A 20,087-nucleotide genomic window follows, 5' to 3' on the forward strand; every position below is an offset into this window, starting at 1 on the left:
GTCATGCGTCGGAGCCCCTGACGACGGGTCCGGCGGCCCTACGGTCATGCCATGAGCCACCGTCCATCCGTTTGGCGAAGCCCCTTGCGCGGCCCCTGGCTGACGTCCGTCTTCGGTCTGGTCCTGCTGTTCGGGATTCCGGTGCTGTTCGTCACCGGGTTGCTGTCGTACGCCGCGTACAACCCGGATCTGTCCCCGGTCAACGACCAGACGCCGGACAAGGGGCTGCTCGGCTTCTACCTCTTCTCCTGGCCGACCCACCCCGCCTGGCTGTACCGCGTCACCCAGGGGGTGCACGTCACGCTCGGCATCGTGCTGGTCCCGGTGCTGCTGGCCAAGCTGTGGTCCGTCGTCCCCAAGCTGTTCGAACGGCCGCCGGTGCGGTCCCTCGGGCACGGTCTGGAGCGGCTGTCGCTGCTCGCGCTGGTCGGCGGCGGGCTGTTCGAGTTCGTGACCGGGGTGCTCAACGTCCAGCTGGAGTACGTCTTCCCCGGGTCCTTCTACCCGCTGCACTTCTACGGTGCCTGGATCTTCATGGGCGCGTTCGCCGTCCATGTGACGCTCCGGTTCCCGCGCATGGTGCGCGCGCTGCGCGGCCGTGACCTGCGGGCGGAGCTGCGCAACCCCGTCTCCGGGACCCGGCCGGAACCGCCCGACGAGACCGGTCTGGTCAGCCCCGACCCCGCCCCGCCCACCATGTCGCGGCGGGGCGCGCTCGCGATGGTGGGCACCGGCTCGGCCGCGCTGCTGGTCGTGACGGCCGGGCAGAGCCTCGACGGGCCGCTGCGGAAGACCGCGCTGCTCGCCCCGCACGGCCGGGAGCCGGGCCGGGGGCCGAACGGCTTCCAGATCAACAAGACCGCCGCGGCCGTCGGCATCCGCGCCCGCGACATCGGCCCCGGCTGGCGGCTGGTGGTGCGCGGCCCGGGCCGCGAGGTCGTCCTGACCCGGGAGCAGCTGCTGCGGCTGCCGCGCCACACGGCGGCGCTGCCGATCGCCTGCGTCGAGGGCTGGTCCACCCCCGACCAGCGGTGGGAGGGGGTGCGGCTGTCCGACCTCGCCGGGCTGGTCGGCGCGGGCGAGCGGCCGCCGGACGTCTTCGTCGCCTCGCTCCAACGGCACGGCTCGTTCCGCTCGGCCGTACTGCGTGACAACCAGGTGCGCGATCCGCGCTCCCTGCTCGCCCTGCGTGTCAACGGCGCGGACCTGTCCCCGGACCACGGCTACCCGGCGCGCGTCATCGTCCCGGGCGCCCCGGGCGTGCACAACACCAAGTGGGTCGCCCGGCTGAGCTTCGGGGAGACCGCATGAGGTTCCCGTGGCGGTACGGCGACTCGCCGCTCCAACTGCTCCTGCTGCTCGGCTCCTTCGTGCTCACCGGCTACGCGGGGGTGCGGCTGCTGCGCGGCGACTGGCTCGGCATCCTGCTGTGGATCGTCGGTGCGGCCCTCCTGCACGACCTGGTGCTGCTGCCGCTGTACGGGCTCGCCGACCGGGCCCTCCAGCGGGCGGTCCCGGCGCCCGCCGCGTACGTCAACCATGTGCGGGTGCCCGCCTTCGTCTCCGGGTTGTTGCTGCTGGTGTGGTTCCCGCTGATCGCGGGGACGCAAGCGAGCCGCTACGAGCGCTCGACCGGGCTGTCCGCCGATGTCTTCCTGCCGCGCTGGCTGCTGATCACCGCCGGGCTGTTCGCCGTCTCCGCGCTGTGGCTGTGCGTCAGGGCGGGTTCGGCGGCGCGGCGGGCCCGGGCAGAGCGGCGCGGCGCAGGGTCATGAACTCGCGGCCCCTGGCCGTCCAGCGCTCCACGGCGGTCCAGCCCGCCGCACCGGCGTGGCGCAGCAGCGCGGGGGCGCCCACCCGGGCCCAGGGGAACGCCGTGCCGACCCGGCCGCGTCCGTCGTCCACCCGCACCCGGACCCGTTCGTCGACATCGGCCGCTGCCGCCTCGACGATCAGCAGCCCCTCGGGCGCGAGGAGTTGCGCCACGCGCGCCAGCAGGGCCCGCGGGTCGCCGCCGATGCCGATGTTGCCGTCGAGCAGCAGCGCCGTGCCCCAGCGTCCCTCGTCCGGCAGCGGCTCGAACACCGAGCGGCACAGGGCCGGGCCGCCGGTGCGGACGGTACGGGCGACCGCCGCCCGGCTGACGTCGATGCCGAGGCAGCGGCGGCCGTACGGGGCGAGCGCGGCCACCAGTCGCCCGGGGCCGCAGCCGATGTCGAGCACGGGCCCCTGGCAGCGGCGCAGCACGGTGCGGTCCGCCGCGTCGGCGGCCGCGCACCAGCGCTCGACCTCCAGCGGCAGCAGCCAGCCGTCCGCGCGGCGCAGGAACAGCGGGCCCCGGCCCGCGCTCAGCGCCCGCGTATAGGGGTCGGCGCGCCAGGGCACGGTGGTGGCGGCGCCGCCCGCGTCTTCGCGTATCGCCCCGCTCATCGGGTGGCGGCCCGGGACAGCGCGGCGAGGGTGCGGGCGAACCGGGTGCCCGGGGCGAGGGCCGCCACCCACGTCGCGTCGTCCGCCGTGTCGACGTCGCGCAGCACGGGCAGTTCGCGCACCCGCAGCCCCGCGTCCGTGAGGCGGCGGCGCTGTGCGGCACCGGTGGTGGGGGTGGACATCGGCACTCCGCGCAGTAACTCCGGGTCAGGGTCCGCCAGGCCCAGGGCCCAGAAGCCGCCGTCGGCGGCGGGGCCGAACCAGGCGTCGCAGTCCCGCCAGCCGCCCCTGCCCAGCGCGGGCGCCAGCAGGGCGGGGGTGACCTGCGGGGTGTCCATGCCGATGAGCAGCGTGGGTCCCTGGCATCCGGCGAAGGCCGCCGCCAGCCGCTCGTCCAGGCCGCCGCCGCCCTGCGGCACGACCTCGATGCCCGGCGGCAGCCAGGGCCCCGGCCGCCCGGCGAGCGCCAGCACCCTGCGCCGGGCGGGCATCCCGAGCACGGCGTGCAGGGTGTCCCCGAGGGCGGCCTCGGCCAGCGCCGCCGCCTCCGCCGGGGTGTACGGGGGAGTGAGCCGGGTCTTCACCCGCCCGGCCACGGGCTCCTTGGCGATGACCAGCACCGTGGATTCCGGGCTCACCGGGCGGCCCCCGCGCGGTCGCCGGGGGAGGCGGCCGCGGGCGGCGGCTGGCGCAGGACGGCCCGCATGTCGCGCACCGCGTGCCAGGTGCCCCGCCACGTGCCGGTGACCTTCGACTTCCCGGTCCGCGGCCGGTACGGCACATCGCGCTCCTCGATCCGCCAGCCCGCGTCGGCGGCCCGCACGACCATCTGGAGCGGATAGCCATTGCGGCGGTCGGTGAGGCCCAGGGCCAGCAGCGGTTCGCGCCGGGCGGCTCGCAGGGGGCCGAGGTCGTGCAGCGCGGCCCCGGTGCGCCGCCGCACCATCCGGGACAGGGCGGCGTTGCCGAGCCGGGCGTGCACGGGCCAGGCGCCGCGCTCCCCAGGGCGGCGGCGCCCCAGGACGAGGTCGGCTTCGCCGTCGGCGACGCTCGTTACGAAGCCCGTCAGCAGCCCGGGGTCGAGCGAGGCGTCGCAGTCGCAGAAGCACACCACGTCGGCGTCGGCGGCCAGCAGTCCGGCGTGGCAGGCGGCGCCGAAGCCACGGCGGGGCTCATGGACGACGGTGGCGCCGAGGGAGCGGGCGATCGCGGCCGAGCCGTCCGTCGAACCGTTGTCGACGACGATGGCGCGCCAGCCGGCGGGGATGCGTTCCAGCACCCAGGGGAGGGCGGCGGCCTCGTCCAGACACGGAAGGACGACGTCCGCACGAGGAGCGGTCGAGTCTGTCACCCGGCCCACCCTACGAACGGAAAAGCCGCATTCCGGACTTCAGGTCCTTACGAAACACGGACGTCGCCGCTCCGCGCTGGTCGAGGGCGGGACGGTCCACCCGGTCGGGTGCCAGGCTGGACGGCATGCAGCAGACCCCACCCCCCGGCCGCGTGCTCGTCGTGGACGACGATCCGACCGTCGCCGAGGTCGTCGCCGGGTACCTCACCCGCGCCGGTTTCACCGTCGACCGGGCGGCCGACGGCCCCGGCGCGCTCGCCCGCGCCGACGCCCAGTGGCCCGACCTGGTCGTCCTCGACCTCATGCTGCCCGGCATGGACGGTCTGGACGTGTGCCGCACGCTCCGAGCCAAGGGCCCGGTGCCCGTGATCATGCTGACCGCGCGCGGCGACGAGGACGACCGGATCCTCGGTCTCGAGATCGGCGCGGATGACTACGTCACCAAGCCGTTCAGCCCGCGCGAGCTGGTGCTGCGGGTGGAGTCCGTGCTGCGCCGCGGCCGTACCGGACCGCGCGCCTCCGCCGCCCCCGCCGAACGCGCCGGACGCGCCGCGACGGGCACCCCGCTGCGCCGCGCCGGGATCACCCTCGATCCGATGGCCCGCCGCGCCACCAAGGACGGCCGGGAGCTGGCCCTCACCCTCCGCGAGTTCGACCTGCTGGCCTTCCTGCTGCGCCACCCCGGGCTCGCCTGCACCCGCGAGGAGCTGATGCGGGAGGTCTGGGGCTGGGACTTCGGCGATCTGTCCACCGTCACCGTCCATGTGCGGCGGCTGCGCGGAAAGATCGAGGACGACCCGGCCGCGCCGCGCCTCATCCAGACCGTCTGGGGCGTGGGCTACCGGTTCGACGCGCCGGACGCGCCGGACGTCACGGCTTCTACGGGGGAGCCCGACCGCCGTGCGTGACGTCCTGCTGATGGCCCTGTTCGCGTTCCTCGGCGCCGCCGCGGCCGGGCTGTTCGGCGCGCTCGCCCTGCGGGTGCTGCGCGGCAGGTCCGTCGTCGTGTCCCTCGCCGTCGTGGCGGCCGTCGCCGTGACGGCCATGCTCGCCGGGACGCTCGCCGTCGCCTGGGCGATGTTCCTGTCCACGCACGACCTGACGGTCGTCACCACCGTCTGCGCCATGGCCGCGGTGGTGTCCCTGGCCACCGCGCTGCTGCTGGGCCGCTGGGTGGTGGCCCGCAGCCACGAACTGACCCTCGCCGCCCGCTCCTTCGGCGATGGCGGCAGCTTCGCCGCCCCCGGCGGCGCGGCCACCGCCGAACTCGCCGAACTCGGCCGCGAGCTGGCCGCGACCAGCGCCAAGCTGGCCGAGTCCCGGGAGCGCGAACGGGCCCTGGAGTCCTCCCGCCGCGAGCTGGTCGCCTGGATCTCGCACGATCTGCGCACCCCGCTGGCCGGGCTGCGGGCCATGTCCGAGGCGCTGGAGGACGGCGTGGTGGAGGACCCGGACCGCTACCACCGCCAGATCCGCACCGAGGTGGAGCGGCTCAACACGATGGTCGGCGACCTCTTCGAACTCTCCCGCATCCACGCCGGGGCGCTGTCGCTCGCCCCCACCCGGATCTCCGTCTACGACCTGGTCGGCGACGCCCTCGCGGGCGCCGACCCGCTCGCCCGCCAGCTGGGCGTCCAGCTGATCGGCGATCCCGTGGACCCCATCCCGGTCGAGGTCGACGGGAAGGAGATGACCCGCGTCCTCGGCAACCTCCTCATCAACGCCATCCGCCGCACCCCCGCCGACGGCACGGTCGCCGTGGCCGCCCGGCGCGAGGCCGACACCGTCGTGCTGTCCGTCACGGACGGCTGCGGCGGCATACCGGAGGAGGATCTTCCGCGCGTGTTCGACACCGGCTGGCGCGGCACCCACGCCCGCACGCCCCCGGCGGGCGCCGGGCTCGGCCTCGCCATCGTCCGCGGCATCGTCGAGGCCCACCACGGCCACACGGCCGTGACGAACGTGGACGGCGGCTGCCGCTTCGAGGTCCGCCTGCCCGCCGCCCGGGCGTAGCCCCGCCCGGGCGTAGCCCCGCCCGGGCGGTCTCACGGTCCCGGTTCTGCTGGGGGGCCTTGCCGCGGCCCGGCCCCGGCGCGGAGCCCCGGCCGCGCCGGAGCCGAGGCCCCGGGCGCCCCCGGCAGCCGTCGTGGTGCCCGGGCGCGGCTATGCGCTCGCCGGTCGCCCTGCGGGAGCCGGGGTCGCGCCCGGGTCGGGCGGGGACCCCGGCGGCCCGTCGGCCGTGCGTGGCCGCGGGCCCGGCTCCGGGGTGGCCGCCGCCCGCTGGGGTGCGTGGGCGAACTCGGCCATGCCCTCGGCGAACGGAACCGCGGGCCGCCAGCCCAGCTGTTCGCGGAGCCGGTGCGACGAGGCCGTGATGTGCCGTACGTCGCCCAGCCGGTACGCGCCCGTCACCACCGGCGCGGGCCCGCCGCAGGCCGCCGCCAGCGCCTCGGCCGTCTCGCCCACCGTATGGGGGTCGTCGCTGCCGGTGTTGTACGCCGTCAGGGCGCCCGCAGGCACTGAGCCGGCGACCGCCTCCAGCGCGGCGGTGTTGGCCGAGGCGACATCCCGTACGTGGACGAAGTCGCGGCGCTGCCCGCCGTCCTCGTACACCGTGGGCGCCTCGCCGCGCGCGAGGGCCGAGCGGAAGAAGGAGGCGACGCCCGCGTAGGGGGTGTCGCGCGGCATGCCGGGCCCGTACACGTTGTGGTAGCGCAGCGAGACCGCGCGGCCGTCCACCGCCCGCGCCCACGCCGCCGCCAGAAGCTCCTGCGCCAGCTTCGTGGCGGCGTAGACGTTGCGCGGGTCGGCCGGTGCGTCCTCGTCGACCAGGCCAGGGCGCAGCGGAGTGCCGCAGTCCGGGCAGCCGGGCTCGAACCGGCCCGCGGCCAGGTCGGCCTCGGCGCGCGGGCCCGGGCGCACCCGGCCGTGCCGGGGGCAGTCGTAACGTCCCTCCCCGTACACCACCATCGACCCGGCCAGCACCAGCGAGCGCACCCCGCGCTCCGCCATGGCAGCCAGCAGCACCGCCGTGCCCAGGTCGTTGCAGCCGACGTAGTCCGGGGCGTCGGCGAAGTCCTTGCCGAGGCCGACCATCGCCGCCTGATGGCAGACCGCGTCCACCCCGCGCAGCGCCTCCGTCACCGCCGCCCGGTCCCGCACATCGGCGTGGATCCACTCGGCGGCGCCGGACCGCCGCGGCGCCGCCGGATGGGCGGCGGGCAGCAGGGCATCGAGGACGACCGGCTCATGGCCGCGGGCGGTGAGAGCGGTGACGACGTGCGAGCCGATGAAGCCCGCGCCTCCGGTGACCAGTACGCGCATGGCCCGACGCTAGGCGTTCACGGGCCGCCGGGCCCGTGTCCGCGCCGTGCCGTCATCGGTGCGTAAGACCTCGTTCCGGACGCCTTCCGGCCGCTGACCCCCTGTGCCCGCCCGGTCGCCCGGGGTTCCGGTCACATAAAACACACAACCGTGACGTCCCGGCGTTGCCTGCCACTGCCAGCGTGGCCCGCGATTCACGTCTCTCCCGACCGCCTCCGAGGAACAGAGAGCACCATGACGGCCACCACCGCCGAAGCAGCGCAGCGCCCCCGCAGCCTCAATGACGTCAAGGGGTGGTTCCCCAGCCTTGACCAAGTGCTGTTCGACTTCTTTCTGAGGCGCCAGGAGCGCCTGGGGGAGCGCGGCGACCTCCTGGAGATGGGCGCCTACATGGGCAAGAGCGCCATCTTCACCGCCGCGTACCTGCGGGCCGGTGAGACCTACACGGTCTGCGACCTCTTCGACGCGGAGGACGCGCCGGACGAGAACAACGCGGCGGAGGCGCGGAAGTCGTACTCCACCCTCACCCGCACCGCCTTCGAGCAGAACTACCTGGCGTTCCACGACGAGCTGCCCCAGATCCTCCAGGGCACGACCTCGATCGTGCCCAGCCTCGTGGACGACGACACCTGCCGCTTCGTCCACGTCGACGCCTCGCACCTGTACGAGCACGTGGAGGGCGACATCGGCGCCGCGCGCGACGTCCTGCTGCCCGGCGGCATCGTCGTGCTCGACGACTTCCGCTCCGAGCACACCCCCGGCGTCGCCGCCGCCGCGTGGGAGGCCGTCTTCAACCGCGGACTGCGGCCCATCTGCCTGACCACCCAGAAGCTCTACGGCATGTGGGGCGACCCCGAGCCGATTCAGGAGGAGATGCTCGCGGACGAGGGGTGGCGCCGCGGGATGCACTTGAGCCGGCAGGAGATCGCGGGCAGTCGGGTGCTGCGGTTCTCCGGCAAGCCGAAGAATCCGGCGGCGCCGCGGTCCCGCTACGCCGACGACGCCCCCGCCCCGAAGGCGTCCCAGACCCCCGCCACCCCGTCCTCCACCTCGGCCCCGCGCCGCCCCAGCCAGGTCCGCCGCCTGGCCGCGGACGTGCTGCCGCCGGTGGTGACCCGCGCGATCCGCAAGCGCCGCCGCGCCTGATCCGCAGGGCCGGGGGCCGGGCGGCCCGCCCCCGGCCCCCGGCCGCAGTCGGTGCTCACGGCACCGAGCGCCCAATACGGCGGCGGCCCGTCCGCCCCCCCCGAGGCCGCTCACGGCGCCTTCGGCGGCCTACCGGATGGTGACGCGCCCTGGACGGGTAACCCGCCGCCCCGAGCCGCCGCAGCCAGGTCCGCCGTCTGGCCACGGACGGGCTGCCGCCGGTAGCGCCGCGCCTGGCCCGGTCCCGCACCAGCGGGCCACTGGTCGGCGGTGGTCGAGTTGGGTGGGGGCGCGCTGCCGGGCGTTGCGGCGGCGCGCAGTCGGGGCGTGGCCTCGCGGGGCTTACGGCCGACGCAGGGCCGGGTGGTCCGCTACTACCGTGCAGGAACCCGGGGCGATCTCGGTGAAGCCCGCGTCCCGGACGACCGGCAGGCCGCCGGCGGTGAGGGTGCGCCACCGGTCGGTCGTCGCCACCCGCACCGCCAGCGGGAAACCGGCCTCGCGCCATGCCGCCCGCTGTGCGTCGTCCAGCTCCCACCACGCCAGCTGCGCGCCGTGTCCGGCCTGGGCCATCGCCTTGCCCGCCGACATCTCCACCCCGGGGTTCAGCCACAGCACCGGTCCGGACGGGTCCGGCGGGGGCGGGGGCGTGGGGTCGTCCAGGTCGGTGCCGGAGACCTGGAGCTTGGCCAGTTCCTTGGGCCAGCCGTCCAGCGGCACCGGTGGGAAGACCCGCACCTCGGCCGCCGAGGAGCCCGTCAGGGTGATGCCCGGCAGCGTCTGGGCCCGCCGCCACTCCGCGCCGCGCGCCCGCCTTACGACCTTGCGGATGCGCGCGTCCTGCCAGTCCCGTACGGCCTCGGCCCACTCGCCGTCCTCCGCCGTCGACCGCTCGTCCGACAGCAGCACCAGCACCGCCCGCGCCGCCGTCTCCAGGGCGTCCGTACGGGCCGGGGGCGCGGTCTTCTCTATCCGCACCACCAGGGGCAGCACGAACTGCGGCGCCGCGTCCCGGTCCGTCTCCGCGTGCCGGAACGGACTGCTGCGGGGGATGGCGTCTGAGCTGGTCATCGCTCCAGTCTGCCAGCACCCGCCGACAGCGGCGGCGGGCCGCCGCCCGAGTGCCTATGCTCAACCGGCATGAGACTGCGAGGAGTCGGGCGCCGTTACGGCCTGGCCGGGCCCTGGGTGCTGCGCGGCGTCGATCTCGAGGTGCCGCCGGGTTCGCTGACCCGCGTGGAGGGGACGAACGGCAGCGGAAAATCCACCCTGCTGCGGCTGCTCGCCGGGATCGACGCCCCCACCTCCGGCCGGATCACCGGCCGCCCGCGTACGGCGTACGTACCCGAGCGGTTCCCGGCCGAACTGCCCTTCTCCGTCCTCGGCTACCTCACCCACCTGGGCCGGATCCACGGCCTGGGCCGGGCCGAGGCGGCGCGCGGGGCGGGGGAGTGGCTGGAGCGGTTCGGGGCCGACAGTTACGCGGCCGCGCCGCTCGCCGAGCTGTCCAAGGGCACCAGCCAGAAGGTCGCCGTCGCCCAGGCGCTGCTGGCCGACCCCGCGCTGCTCGTCCTCGACGAGGCGTGGACCGGCCTCGACCGGACCGCGCGCGGAATCCTGGACGAGGCGGTCGCCGAGCGGGTCGCGGGCGGTGCCGCGGTCGTCTTCGTGGACCACGATCCGCGCCGGCTGGCCGGGGCGCCGGACGCGGTGTTCCGGGTGGCGGAAGCCCGTCTGGAGCCGGTGCCGGGGCCGACGTCCGGGCCGCTGCCGGGGCCGACGTCCGGGCCTCCGCCGAAGCCGCCCGTCGGGCCGCGCGTCCGCGTCGAGGCCGAACGCCCGCCGGGCGCGGCCCTTCCCGCGAACCTTCCCGGCGCGCCGCGGTACGAGCCCGCCCCCGCACCGGACGGGGAACCGCGGGTCGCGCGGTTCACGGTCGGGGCCGCTGACTCCGACGAGCTGCTGCGGGCGCTCCTCACCGCACGGCCGCCCTGGCACATCCGCGCCGTGGCCGACGTACCCGCTGATCCGGAGGGCTCATGATCGCCCTGTTGCGGTATCAGGCCGCGCTGCTGGTCCGTTCGCAGCGGTGGCTGCCGCCGCTCCTGCTCTATGTCGCGTTCATGGGCATCGGGGTGCAGGCCGGGCAGCCGATCCTCGACTCCTTCGGGTTCGCCGCCGCCGGGGTGCTGCCCATCGCCGCCTGGCTGGTGCGGGTGTGCGTCACCAACGAGCCCGACGCGGCGCGGGCCTGCGCGGCCGCCGCGCGGAGTCCCGGGCGGGTACATCTGGCCGGGGTGCTGACCGCGCTGGGGGCGGCGGTCGTCCTCGGGGGCGCGGGGACGGCGTTCGTCGCGCTGGTCGGCGATCCGCGCAGCGCGGACGGGCGGGTCGAGGTGCCCGTGGGCGCGGCGACCGTCGCCGGGCTGCTGGCGGCGCTCGCCTGCGCGCTGCTGGGCACGGCCGTCGGCGCGCTGTGCAACCGGCCGTTGCTGCGCCGCCCCGGCTGGGCCGTCCTCTCGACCGCGCTCGCCGCCCTGCTGGTGTCGGTGATCGGCGCCTCGCCCGCGAACGCCGCCGTGGCGGGGCTGGTCAACGGCTCGCGCACCGGCACCGTGAGCATGCCGCTGCTGCCCCTCGCCGTGACCGCCGCGATCGCCGCCGGGGCGACGGCGATCGCGTGCGCGCTCAGCTCGCGTCGGCAGTGACGGCATACGCTCGGGGCCATGGACGCCCCTACAGACCCAACGGACCCAACGGACCCTGCGGACCGTACGACCGCCTACGCCGACTGCGTGCTGTGCGGCGAGCCCACCGAGCACCCCGCGACACAGCCGGGGGTGACGCTGTGCCCGGTCTGCGCATGGCAGGAGGCACAGCGCACCGCGTGCTCGGGATAGCGGGCCGTCAGACCCTCAGTGCTGCCAGGGGCCGGTGATCGCGAAGGTGGTGCCCGGGGTGTAGCAGTTCACGTACATCGTCCGGCGGTCCGGGGCGAAGGTGACGCCCGCGAACTCACCCCACTCGGGCTTGTCCTCGGTGCCGATGTTCTGCCGTCCGCGCGCCATCGGATAGACCTCGCCGCGCCGGGTCAGCCCGTAGACGTGCTGCGCGCCCTCGCCGTCCTCGCAGACCATCAGCCCGCCGCTGGGCGCGAGCGTGATGTTGTCCGGTGATTCGCCGGGCAGCTGCACATCCGTGTCCGGGCCGAAGACGATCACCAGGGTGAGCCGGTGCCGCTGCGGGTCGTAGCGCCAGATCTGGCCGAAGTGGTCGGCGGCGGAGCCGTCCGCGCTCCTGGCGAAGCTGGAGACGAAGTAGACGGAGGTCCCACCCCAGTAGCAGCCCTCCAGCTTCTGGGCGTGGGTGATGCCGCCCGGGCCGAAGTCCTGGAAGCGGATGGGGGTTTCCGCCGCGAGCGGATCGGGCACGGTCACCCACTCGATGCCGCTGAAGGACGTCCCCGGCTCCTGCACGGTGGACAGGTCGGCCACCCCCGGCACCCGCAGGGCCTGGAGCTTTCCGCCCGCGCGCAGCGATCCGGTGCCGCCGAGGGGTTTACGCGGCAGAAAGCGGTAGAAGAGCCCGAAGGGCCTTTCGAAGGCGTCCTCGGTCTCGTAGACGACCCCGCTGCGCGGGTCGACCGCGATCGCCTCGTGCTGGAAGCGGCCCATGGCGGTGAGCGGTACGGCGCCGGTGCGGCGCGGATCGTACGGGTCGACCTCGAAGATGAACCCGTGGTCCTTGGTGTAGCCGTTCGTCCCCGCCTTGTCCTCGGTCTCCTCACAGGTCAGCCACGTGTGCCAGGGGGTGGGGCCGCCCGCGCAGTTGACGGCCGTACCGGCGATGGCGACCCGCTCCGACAGCACGCGGTTCGTGGAGTCGAGCGCGAGGGCGGTGCAGCCGCCCATGCCCATCGGGTCGTAGGTGAGGCCCTTGACGGCGGGGACGCGGATCGCGGCGTCCTTGCGGTTCTCGTGGTTGCGGACCAGATGCGTACGGGCCGGTCGGCCGCTCGCGCTGCCCGGGAAGGCGGCCATGCCGTCGCAGTGGCTGGGAACCCTGCCCTCACCGGAGCGCAGCGCGTCGCCCTCGCGGGACAGCACGCGGTAGCGGAAGCCCTCGGGGAGGTCGAGCAGGCCGTCCGGGTCGGGCACGAGCGGTCCGTAGCCGCCGCGCCCCGACGGGGGCGCCCCCTCTGGTGCGTCGGCCGTGGCCGTACCGGCGAAGAGTTCCTGGATGCTGCCGGTGAAGGCGATGGAGGCGCCCAGCGCACCGGTACGGCCCAGGATCTGACGTCGTGTCGCTGACATGCGGTAACTCCCTGCTGGCGGACAGGAAAGATGACCGCACGTGTGTATCACGCGCCCGGGGCGCCCGGGAACCATCCGATCAACGCGGCGCGCGCCGATGCTCCCCGGACTCCGGCTCCCCGGGCTCCGGCTTCCGGCCTACGCCTCGGCCAGTTGCCGCGCGTCGCGGGCGAGCGCGGTGAGCCGGGATATCGCCCGGAAGTACTTCTTGCGGTAGCCGCCGTTCAGCATCTCCTCGCTGAAGAGCTGGTCGAACGGCACCCCCGAGGCCAGCACCGGCACCTCGCGGTCGTAGAGCCGGTCCGCCAGCACCACCAGCCGCAGCGCGGTCGACTGGTCCGGCACCGGGCCGACGCCGGTCAGGCAGACGGCCTGGATGCCGTCGCACATCGCGCCGTAGCGGCTCGGATGCACCTGGGACAGGTGCTCCAGCAGGGCGGGGAAGGCGTCCAGGGAGGCACCGGGCGTGCGCTTGGCGGCGCGGGTGACCGCCTCGTCGGCGTGCGGCGCGGGGGCCTCGGGCAGCCCGCGGTGGCGGTAGTCCTCGCCGTCGATGCGCACCGGCCGGAAGTGGGCGGACAGCCCCTGGATCTCGCGGAGGAAGTCGGCCGCCGCGAACCGGCCCTCGCCGAGCTTGCCGGGGAGGGTGTTGGACGTCGCGGCGAGCGCCACGCCCGCCTCGACCAGCTTGCCCAGCAGGGACGAGACGAGGACGGTGTCGCCCGGGTCGTCCAGCTCGAATTCGTCGATGCACAGCAGCCGGTGATCGCTCAGGGTCTTCACCGTCTGCTGGAAGCCGAGCGCGCCGACCAGGTTCGTCAGCTCCACGAACGTCCCGAACGCCTTCCGCTCGGGCGCCGCCGGGGTGGCGTGCCACAGGGAGGCCAGGAGGTGGGTCTTGCCGACGCCGTAGCCGCCGTCGAGGTACACCCCGCGCGGGCCGCTGGGGACGGCGGGCTTGGCCGCCCGGCGGAACCAGTGTCTGCGGGCGCCCTTGCCGCCCGCGCCCGCTCCGCCGCCGTCCAGCCGCTCGGCGAAGCCGCGCAGCACGGTGACGGCCTCGGCCTGGCTGGGCTGATTGCGGTCCGGGATGTAGTTGTCGAAGCTCACCGTGGCGAACCGGGGCGGCGGCACCATCTCGGCCACCAGGCGCTCGGCGGGCACCTGGGGCGCGCGTGCGGTGAGGGCGACGGGGGCTTCGGCGGCTATGGAGCCTGCCGAGCCGGAAGTGGTGGTTGGTGCAGACACGGATGTCCAGGGTAGTCGCTTTTCCCTGGAGGACCGTCCCGGAGGGAGCCATGTCACACTGCGGCCATGCGACGCCTGTTCCCCTTGGCCACCGACCCGTACGCCGAATCGTCCGCCGAACCGCCCGCGCCGACCGGAGCCCCAGCCGCGGAGCCCTCCGCCGCCACCGACCGCGAGTGGGGGCTCGACGAGCTGGCCGGCGCGTACGCCTATCCGGAGCGGCCGCAGAGCGCCTCGGGGGCGTATCTGCGGGCCAACATGGTGTCCTCGCTGGACGGCGCCGCCCACCACGACGGCCGTTCGCAGCCGCTGTCCTCCGAGACCGACATGCGGATCTTCGGGGTGCTGCGCGGGCTCGCCGACGCGGTCGTGGTCGGCGCCGAGACCGTACGCCAGGAGGGCTACCGGCCCGCCCGCGCCCGGGAGGCCTTCGCCGAGCGCAGGGCGGCGCTCGGCCAGCCCCCGGCGCCCGCGATCGCCGTGGTCAGCGCGAGCCTGGAGCTGGACTTCTCACTGCCGCTGTTCACCGAGCCGCTGGTGCCGACCGTGGTGATCACCGGCGCGCAGGCCGCGGAGGACCGGGTCGCGGCGGCCACGGCGGCCGGGGTCCGGGTGGTGCGCGCGGGGTCCGGGCCCTCGGGGCGGGTCGACGTGGGGGCGATCCCCGCGGCGCTCGCCGAGCTGGGCCACACCCGGCTGCTGACCGAGGGCGGCCCCCGGCTGCTGGCGCAGTTCGTGACCGCCGGGGTACTGGACGAGCTGTGCCTGGCGGTCGCCCCGCTCATGGTCGGGGGCGATGCGGCACGGATCTCGAACGGGCCGCTGGCCGTGGAACCGGAACGGTTCGCTCTCGCTTCCGTGCTGGAGGACGCCGGTTTCCTTTTCACCCGCTACCGTCGGATTTACCCATAGTTCTGCGATAAACGAACCGCATTCCCATCGCTTCCATCGCTTCCATCGCTTCCTCGAAGAACGAGAAGGGCGCACGTCGTGTTCACGAGCATTTTGATGATCGAAAAGCCGCTGACCGCCGCCGACGTGGAGTTCGTCACCACCCTGCACGGCGACGACCAGGTCTCCTTCGTCGTGCTGATGCAGCCCCGCGGCAGCAAGGACCGGCTGCTCCGCGCCATCGACGACATCGCCCTCGGCGAGCTGGAGCAGGCCGCCCAGGAGGGCGAGGAGCCGGAGGGCAGCGCGGCGCTGGAGCCCGCCGAGCGGGCGCTCAGCCACTCGGTGGCTGCCCTGCGCGCGGCGGGCAGCGAGGCCCGCGGCCACGTCGTGCAGCGGCGCCCGCTGGACGTCCTGCGCGGCGTGGTGGAGGAGACCGGGGCCGACGAGGTGATCGTCCTGACCGCGCCGCACTTCGTGGAGGAGTTCTTCCACCGCGACTGGGCCTCCCGGGCCCGCCACAAGGTCGGCGTCCCGGTGCTGAAGCTCTTCTCGCACACGGACGACGAGGTCGACGAGGGGCAGGCCACCACGGGCGGCTGAGCGCCGTACGGGAGGCGTGCGGAAGGGACGCGGCGGGGTGCGAGAATCGGGCCGACAGTACCGACAGAACCGCTCACCCAGGGGAGACCCGTACATGGCACCGGCCGGCATTGCCCCCGACGCGCTGGACCGTCCGCATTTCATCGGCATCGGCGGCGCCGGGATGTCGGGCGTCGCGAAGGTCCTCGTGCAGCGCGGCGCACGGGTCGCGGGCAGTGACACCAACGACTCCCCGATCGTGGCGGCGCTGCGCGAGCTGGGTGCGACCGTGCACCTCGGCCACGCCGCCGGGAACGTCGCGCCCGACGCCACCAGCGTCGTGATCTCCAGCGCCATCCGCGCCGACAACCTCGAACTGGTCACGGCGCGCGAGCGCGGCATCCCCGTCGTGCACCGCTCCGACGCGCTGGCCGCCCTGATGGACCCCCACCGTCCGATCGCGGTCGCCGGTACGCACGGCAAGACGACCACGACCTCGATGCTCGCCGTCTCGCTGCGCACCCTCGGCCTCGACCCGTCGTACGTGATCGGCGGGGACCTGGACGCGCCGGGCTCCAGCGCCGAGCACGGCGGCGGCGAGATCTTCGTCGCGGAGGCGGATGAAAGCGACCGCAGCTTCCACAAGTACGCGCCCGAGGTCGCGATCATCCTCAACGTGGAGCTGGACCACCACGCCAACTACGCCTCCATGGACGAGATCTACGACTCGTTCCGGACCTTCGTGGAGCGCGTCCGCCCCGGCGGCACCCTGGTGATCTCCGCCGACCACCCCGGGGCCCGCGAGCTGACCGCCGAGGTCGCGGGCCACGACGGCCTGCGGGTGCTCACCTACGGCGAGGCCGACGACGCGGACGTGACGGTCCTGAGCGTCGTCCCGCACGGGCTGACCAGCGAGGTCACCGTCCGGCTCGCGGAGACCCTGGGCGGGGGCGAGATCACCTTCACCGTCTCCGTGCCCGGCAAGCACTACGCCCACAACGCCGTCGCCGCGCTCACCGCGGGCGCCGCCCTCGACGTCCCCGCCCGCGACCTCGCCCCCGCGATCGCCTCGTACACCGGCGTCAAGCGGCGCCTCCAGCTCAAGGGCACCGCGGCCGGGGTGCAGGTCATCGACTCGTACGCGCACCACCCCACCGAGATCGCCGCCGATCTGGAGGCGATCCGCGGGGGCGCGGGGGAGGGCCGGGTCCTGGTGGTCTTCCAGCCGCATCTGTTCAGCCGTACCCAGGAGCTGGGCGCCGAGCTGGGCGAGGCGCTGGCGCTGGCCGACGCCTCCGTCGTCCTCGACATCTACCCGGCCCGCGAGGACCCGGTCCCCGGCATCACCAGCGACCTGGTGATCGACGCGGCCGCCCGCAAGGGCGCGGACGTGACCGCCGAGCACGACCGGTCCGCGATCCCCGGCCTGATCGCCGGAATGGCCAAGCCCGGTGACCTTGTTCTCACCATGGGCGCAGGCGATGTCACCGACCTCGGTCCGGAGATCCTCGCCCGTCTGAAGAGCACGGAGAGCTGAGGCCGGAGAGCTGAGGAGGGTCCCGTCCATGGCGTACGAGATCGACAAGCCGGATGAGCAGTGGCGCACGGAGCTGACCCCGCAGGAGTACCACGTCCTGCGCGAGGCGGGCACCGAGCGCCCCTTCACCGGTGAATACACCGACACCAAGACCACCGGCGTCTACGCGTGCCGGGCGTGCGGCGCGGAGCTGTTCCGCTCCGAGACGAAGTTCGAGAGCCACTGCGGCTGGCCGTCCTTCTACGACCCGGCGGACTCGTCCGCCGTGGAGCTGATCGACGACCGCTCGCACGGCATGGTCCGCACCGAGGTGCGGTGCTCCCGCTGCGGTTCGCACCTCGGCCATGTCTTCGCGGGCGAGGGCTATCCGACCCCGACCGACCAGCGGTACTGCATCAACTCCATCTCGCTGCGGCTCGCCCCCCAGGAGGGCTGAGCGCTCAAGTCGACCGCAGCACGGCCGCCGTCTCCGGCGGCAGCCACACCGTGCCGTCCGGGCCCGGAGGCTCGACCGGCTGCCACGCGGCGACCACCTCGGTGACCCCGGCGGGGCCCGGCTCCGGCCGGGCGTCCGCCGGGCGGTCGTGCGGGTTGACGAGGATGTGCAGCGGGCCGCGCCGGAAGCCGAAGCAGCCGTCAGGCCCCGTGGTCAGCGGGGTGCACGACCAGGCGGGGTCGGTCAGGGCGGGCTCGGCGCGGCGCAGCGCGATCAGCCGCCGGTGCCAGTCCAGCAGTGCCCGGTGCGGCTCCCGGTCCGGCTCCGTCCAGTCCAGGCAGGACCGCAGCCGGGTCGCCGGATCCTGGGGGTCGGGGATGTCCGCCTCCGCCCAGCCGTGGGCGGCGAACTCGCGGCGGCGGCCGCGCCGTACGGCCTCCGCCAGCTCCGGGTCCCGGTGGTCGGTGAAGTACTGCCAGGGTGTGGCCGCGCCCCACTCCTCGCCCATGAAGAGCATCGGCGTGAACGGCGCGCACAGCACGACCGCCGCCGCGCAGGCCAGCAGCCCGGGGGAGAGCCGGGCGGACAGCCGGTCGCCGGTCGCGCGGTTCCCCACCTGGTCGTGCGTCTGGGCGTAGCCGAGGAGCCGGTGCGCCGGGGTGGCGGGCGGGTGCAGCGGGCCGCCGTGGCGGCGGCCGCGGAAGGACGAGTACGTACCGTCGTGGAAGAAGCCGCCGCTCAGCGTCTTCGCCAGGGCGGCGGGCCCCCCGGCGCCGAAGTCGGCGAAGTCGGCGTAGTAGCCCTGCCGTTCGCCGGTGAGGTAGGTGTGCAGGGCGTGGTGGAAGTCGTCGTTCCACTGGGCGTGGAGACCGTGGCCGCCCGCCTCGCGCGGGGTGGTGGTGCGCGGGTCGTTCAGATCCGACTCGCCGATCAGGAACAGCGGGCGGCCGGTCTCGGCCGCCAGCGCGTCCACCGCGGCGGACAGTTCGGCCAGGAAGTGCCGGGCGCGGGTGTCGTGCAGCGCGTGCACGGCGTCCAGCCGCAGCCCGTCCAGCCGGTAGTCGCGCAGCCAGGCGAGCGCGCTGCCGAGGAAGTACGCGCGGACCTCGTCGGAGCCGGGCGCGTCCAGGTTGACCGCCGCGCCCCACGGGGTGTGGTGGGTGTCGGTGAAGTACGGCCCGAACTCCGGCAGCCGGTTGCCGGACGGCCCCAGGTGGTTGTGCACCACGTCCAACACCACTCCGAGGCCGTGCCGGTGCGCGGCGGCCACGAACCGGGCCAGCCCCTCGGGGCCCCCGTACGGCTCGTGCACGGCCCACGGCGCGACCCCGTCGTACCCCCAGCCGTGCGTCCCGGGGAACGGGCACACCGGCATCAGCTCCACATGCGTGACGCCGAGCCCGGCCAGATGCGGAAGCCGCACCGCCGCCGCGTCGAAGGTGCCCTCCGGGGTGAACGTCCCGATGTGCAGCTCGTACAGCACCGCGCCCGGCAGCGGCCGCCCGAACCACTCCCGCTCCCAGCCGAACCGGGCCGGGTCCACCACCGCGCTCAGCCCCTCCGGCCCTTCCGGCTGGCGGCGGGAGCGCGGATCGGGCAGCGGGGGGCCGCCGTCGAGCGCGAAGCCGTATCGCGTCCCGTGCCCCGCCCCGGCCTCGGCCCGCCACCAGCCGTCCCGGGCGGGATCGGGCTCCATGGGACGCGTACGGCCCTGACCGCCCGCGACGACATGGAGCCCGACCCGCTCGGCATGTGGCGCCCACACCTCGAACAGCACTGACGTCTCCTCACATGGTCCGCGTCCCCGGGGAACGTGTCCTGACCATGCTGTGGGACGGAGCGCCGGTCGCGCAGCAGGGCCGCACCGGTTCGGGCTCAGACGAGGTCGATGCGCTCCTGCGTGACCGGGTAGCCCGCCTTGACGAAGTGCGCGGCCATCGGCCGGTTCCCCTGGTCGGTCGCGGCGGCGATCCTGGTCGCGCCCCGCTCCACCAGGTCGTGGGTGCACTCCACGAGCAGGTCGTACGCATAGCCGTGACCGCGCTGCCCGGCGACGACCCCGATGAAGCCGACGCACGGCCCGGCCGGATTGTGCGCGGGCACCTGGATGCCGACGACCTCCCCGCCCGGCGTCCACGCCAGGCGCCACCAGTCGCGGGGCGACGGGTACCAGTGGAACTCCCTCAGGTTCTCGGCGACCGCGGCCTCGATGCCGCCCTCGGCGATGAGCCGCCGGTCGTGCGCGTCCAGCGTGCCCTGGTGGACACGGCGCATCACGTCGGCGATCACCGTGTCGTCGGGCTCCGGCCGGAACTCCAGCCGCCCCGGCCGCTCCGGCAGCCCGAGCGCGGGCGTCCACTCGTAGCGGTAGCGCTCGACCAGGGGGTTGAGCCCGCCCGCCACGGCCGCGTCGACCCGCGCCCGCACCGCCGCGCTCTCCTCGGGCCGGTCGCGCCAGCCGGGCGGCGCCAGCAGGCAGTACTCGGCGCGCAGGGGCGCGGTGCGCAGCAGCTCGGCGGCGGCCTCGGCCTCGCCCTCGGCGAAGTCGAACCAGTCCAGCGCGACGGGCGCGGTGTCGTCCGGCCCGCCCCACCACGCGGCACGGGCCACGACCCGCTCCCCGCGCAGCGCCACCCACGTCCACTCGGGCCGGTATTCGCCGCCCCGGCCGACGGTGGCGTAGGTATGCCCGAAGCGGCCCCGGCCGACGAGCGCGGAGTCGTCCAGGGTGTGGAACAGATGCGCGTCGCTCTCGGCGAGCGCGCGGATGACCAGATCGGTCATGGGATTCCTTCCAGGAGGTCTGCGCTCCCGGTCGGATGCCTGATC

Annotated in this window: 21 protein-coding genes; 12 read left to right on the forward strand and 9 right to left on the reverse strand. The window is 74.8% G+C overall.

The window, feature by feature from the left end; genetic code table 11:
- Positions 1-51: 51 nt before the first annotated feature.
- Positions 52-1,311 carry a molybdopterin-dependent oxidoreductase gene (locus ACH4TL_RS34510; protein ID WP_398324177.1) on the forward strand — a complete coding sequence of 420 codons (1,260 nt, stop codon included), beginning with the start codon at positions 52-54 and terminating at the stop codon, positions 1,309-1,311.
- Positions 1,308-1,775, forward strand: a complete 468-nt coding sequence (locus ACH4TL_RS34515; protein ID WP_398324179.1) for a hypothetical protein — start codon at positions 1,308-1,310, stop codon at positions 1,773-1,775. The genes ACH4TL_RS34510 and ACH4TL_RS34515 overlap by 4 nt, the downstream gene beginning before the upstream one ends.
- On the opposite strand, the gene ACH4TL_RS34520 is transcribed toward ACH4TL_RS34515, so the two are convergent.
- Genes ACH4TL_RS34520 through ACH4TL_RS34530 form a run of 3 tightly spaced genes read right to left on the reverse strand, consistent with a single transcriptional unit; the run spans position 1,717 to position 3,790 of the window.
- Positions 1,717-2,430: a methyltransferase domain-containing protein gene (locus ACH4TL_RS34520; RefSeq protein WP_398324181.1), complete on the reverse strand. Its 714-nt coding sequence runs from the start codon at positions 2,428-2,430 to the stop codon at positions 1,717-1,719. The genes ACH4TL_RS34515 and ACH4TL_RS34520 overlap by 59 nt on opposite strands.
- Positions 2,427-3,068, reverse strand: coding sequence for a DUF2064 domain-containing protein (locus ACH4TL_RS34525; protein WP_398324183.1), 642 nt, complete (start codon positions 3,066-3,068; stop codon positions 2,427-2,429). Before ACH4TL_RS34525 ends, ACH4TL_RS34520 begins: the two co-directional genes overlap by 4 nt.
- On the reverse strand, positions 3,065-3,790 hold the full coding sequence (locus ACH4TL_RS34530; protein ID WP_398324185.1) for a glycosyltransferase family 2 protein: 726 nt from the start codon (positions 3,788-3,790) through the stop codon (positions 3,065-3,067). The genes ACH4TL_RS34525 and ACH4TL_RS34530 overlap by 4 nt, the downstream gene beginning before the upstream one ends.
- Positions 3,791-3,906: 116 nt before the next feature.
- On the opposite strand from ACH4TL_RS34530, the gene ACH4TL_RS34535 reads away from it, so the two are divergent.
- Together ACH4TL_RS34535 and ACH4TL_RS34540 are read left to right on the forward strand one after the other, a co-directional pair.
- Positions 3,907-4,689, forward strand: a complete 783-nt coding sequence (locus ACH4TL_RS34535) for a response regulator transcription factor (RefSeq protein ID WP_398324187.1) — start codon at positions 3,907-3,909, stop codon at positions 4,687-4,689.
- The gene (locus tag ACH4TL_RS34540) at positions 4,682-5,794 is read left to right on the forward strand and encodes a sensor histidine kinase (protein ID WP_398324190.1); all 1,113 of its coding nucleotides are present in this window, start codon (positions 4,682-4,684) and stop codon (positions 5,792-5,794) included. Before ACH4TL_RS34535 ends, ACH4TL_RS34540 begins: the two co-directional genes overlap by 8 nt.
- A gap of 150 nt (positions 5,795-5,944) precedes the next feature.
- Here ACH4TL_RS34540 and ACH4TL_RS34545 read toward each other — a convergent pair whose 3' ends face one another.
- Entirely contained in the window at positions 5,945-7,105 is a 1,161-nt protein-coding gene (locus ACH4TL_RS34545; protein WP_398324192.1) for an NAD-dependent epimerase/dehydratase family protein, read from the reverse strand.
- A gap of 234 nt (positions 7,106-7,339) precedes the next feature.
- Here ACH4TL_RS34545 and ACH4TL_RS34550 point away from each other — a divergent pair, with 234 nt between their 5' ends.
- Positions 7,340-8,251: a class I SAM-dependent methyltransferase gene (locus ACH4TL_RS34550; RefSeq protein ID WP_398324194.1), complete on the forward strand. Its 912-nt coding sequence runs from the start codon at positions 7,340-7,342 to the stop codon at positions 8,249-8,251.
- Between the two features lie 342 nt (positions 8,252-8,593).
- On the opposite strand, the gene ACH4TL_RS34555 is transcribed toward ACH4TL_RS34550, so the two are convergent.
- Positions 8,594-9,322: a peptidyl-tRNA hydrolase gene (locus ACH4TL_RS34555; RefSeq protein WP_398324196.1), complete on the reverse strand. Its 729-nt coding sequence runs from the start codon at positions 9,320-9,322 to the stop codon at positions 8,594-8,596.
- Between the two features lie 69 nt (positions 9,323-9,391).
- Between ACH4TL_RS34555 and ACH4TL_RS34560 the strand changes: the two genes are divergently transcribed.
- Genes ACH4TL_RS34560 through ACH4TL_RS34570 form a run of 3 tightly spaced genes read left to right on the forward strand, consistent with a single transcriptional unit; the run spans position 9,392 to position 11,151 of the window.
- Complete coding sequence (locus tag ACH4TL_RS34560) at positions 9,392-10,294, forward strand: ATP-binding cassette domain-containing protein (protein WP_398324198.1); 903 nt, start codon at positions 9,392-9,394, stop codon at positions 10,292-10,294.
- Positions 10,291-10,959: an ABC transporter gene (locus ACH4TL_RS34565; RefSeq protein WP_398324200.1), complete on the forward strand. Its 669-nt coding sequence runs from the start codon at positions 10,291-10,293 to the stop codon at positions 10,957-10,959. The genes ACH4TL_RS34560 and ACH4TL_RS34565 overlap by 4 nt, the downstream gene beginning before the upstream one ends.
- Before the next feature lie 18 nt (positions 10,960-10,977).
- Positions 10,978-11,151: a hypothetical protein gene (locus ACH4TL_RS34570; RefSeq protein WP_398324203.1), complete on the forward strand. Its 174-nt coding sequence runs from the start codon at positions 10,978-10,980 to the stop codon at positions 11,149-11,151.
- A 15-nt stretch (positions 11,152-11,166) separates the two neighbouring features.
- On the opposite strand, the gene ACH4TL_RS34575 is transcribed toward ACH4TL_RS34570, so the two are convergent.
- Both ACH4TL_RS34575 and zapE read right to left on the reverse strand, forming a co-directional pair.
- Positions 11,167-12,564, reverse strand: a complete 1,398-nt coding sequence (locus ACH4TL_RS34575) for an alkaline phosphatase PhoX (protein ID WP_398324205.1) — start codon at positions 12,562-12,564, stop codon at positions 11,167-11,169.
- 138 nt (positions 12,565-12,702) lie between these two features.
- Entirely contained in the window at positions 12,703-13,812 is a 1,110-nt protein-coding gene (gene zapE, locus ACH4TL_RS34580; RefSeq protein WP_398324208.1) for a cell division protein ZapE, read from the reverse strand.
- A 66-nt stretch (positions 13,813-13,878) separates the two neighbouring features.
- Between zapE and ACH4TL_RS34585 the strand changes: the two genes are divergently transcribed.
- The 4 genes from ACH4TL_RS34585 to msrB all read left to right on the forward strand — a co-directional run bounded on the left by ACH4TL_RS34585 (position 13,879) and on the right by msrB (position 17,258).
- Positions 13,879-14,724, forward strand: a complete 846-nt coding sequence (locus tag ACH4TL_RS34585; protein ID WP_398324211.1) for a pyrimidine reductase family protein — start codon at positions 13,879-13,881, stop codon at positions 14,722-14,724.
- A gap of 96 nt (positions 14,725-14,820) precedes the next feature.
- A complete protein-coding gene (locus ACH4TL_RS34590; RefSeq protein WP_398324432.1) occupies positions 14,821-15,306 on the forward strand; it encodes an indole-3-glycerol phosphate synthase in 486 nt (161 codons plus the stop codon).
- A 94-nt stretch (positions 15,307-15,400) separates the two neighbouring features.
- A complete protein-coding gene (gene murC / locus ACH4TL_RS34595; RefSeq protein ID WP_398324213.1) occupies positions 15,401-16,822 on the forward strand; it encodes a UDP-N-acetylmuramate--L-alanine ligase in 1,422 nt (473 codons plus the stop codon).
- Positions 16,823-16,850: 28 nt separating this feature from the next.
- On the forward strand, positions 16,851-17,258 hold the full coding sequence (gene msrB, locus ACH4TL_RS34600; protein WP_398324216.1) for a peptide-methionine (R)-S-oxide reductase MsrB: 408 nt from the start codon (positions 16,851-16,853) through the stop codon (positions 17,256-17,258).
- Between the two features lie 4 nt (positions 17,259-17,262).
- Here msrB and treZ read toward each other — a convergent pair whose 3' ends face one another.
- A complete protein-coding gene (gene treZ / locus ACH4TL_RS34605; protein WP_398324219.1) occupies positions 17,263-19,035 on the reverse strand; it encodes a malto-oligosyltrehalose trehalohydrolase in 1,773 nt (590 codons plus the stop codon).
- Positions 19,036-19,133: 98 nt separating this feature from the next.
- Entirely contained in the window at positions 19,134-20,042 is a 909-nt protein-coding gene (locus ACH4TL_RS34610; RefSeq protein WP_398324221.1) for a GNAT family N-acetyltransferase, read from the reverse strand.
- Positions 20,043-20,087 lie beyond the last annotated feature (45 nt).

It is taken from the genome of Streptomyces sp. NPDC021115, assembly GCF_044333065.1.
GTDB lineage: Bacteria > Actinomycetota > Actinomycetes > Streptomycetales > Streptomycetaceae > Streptomyces.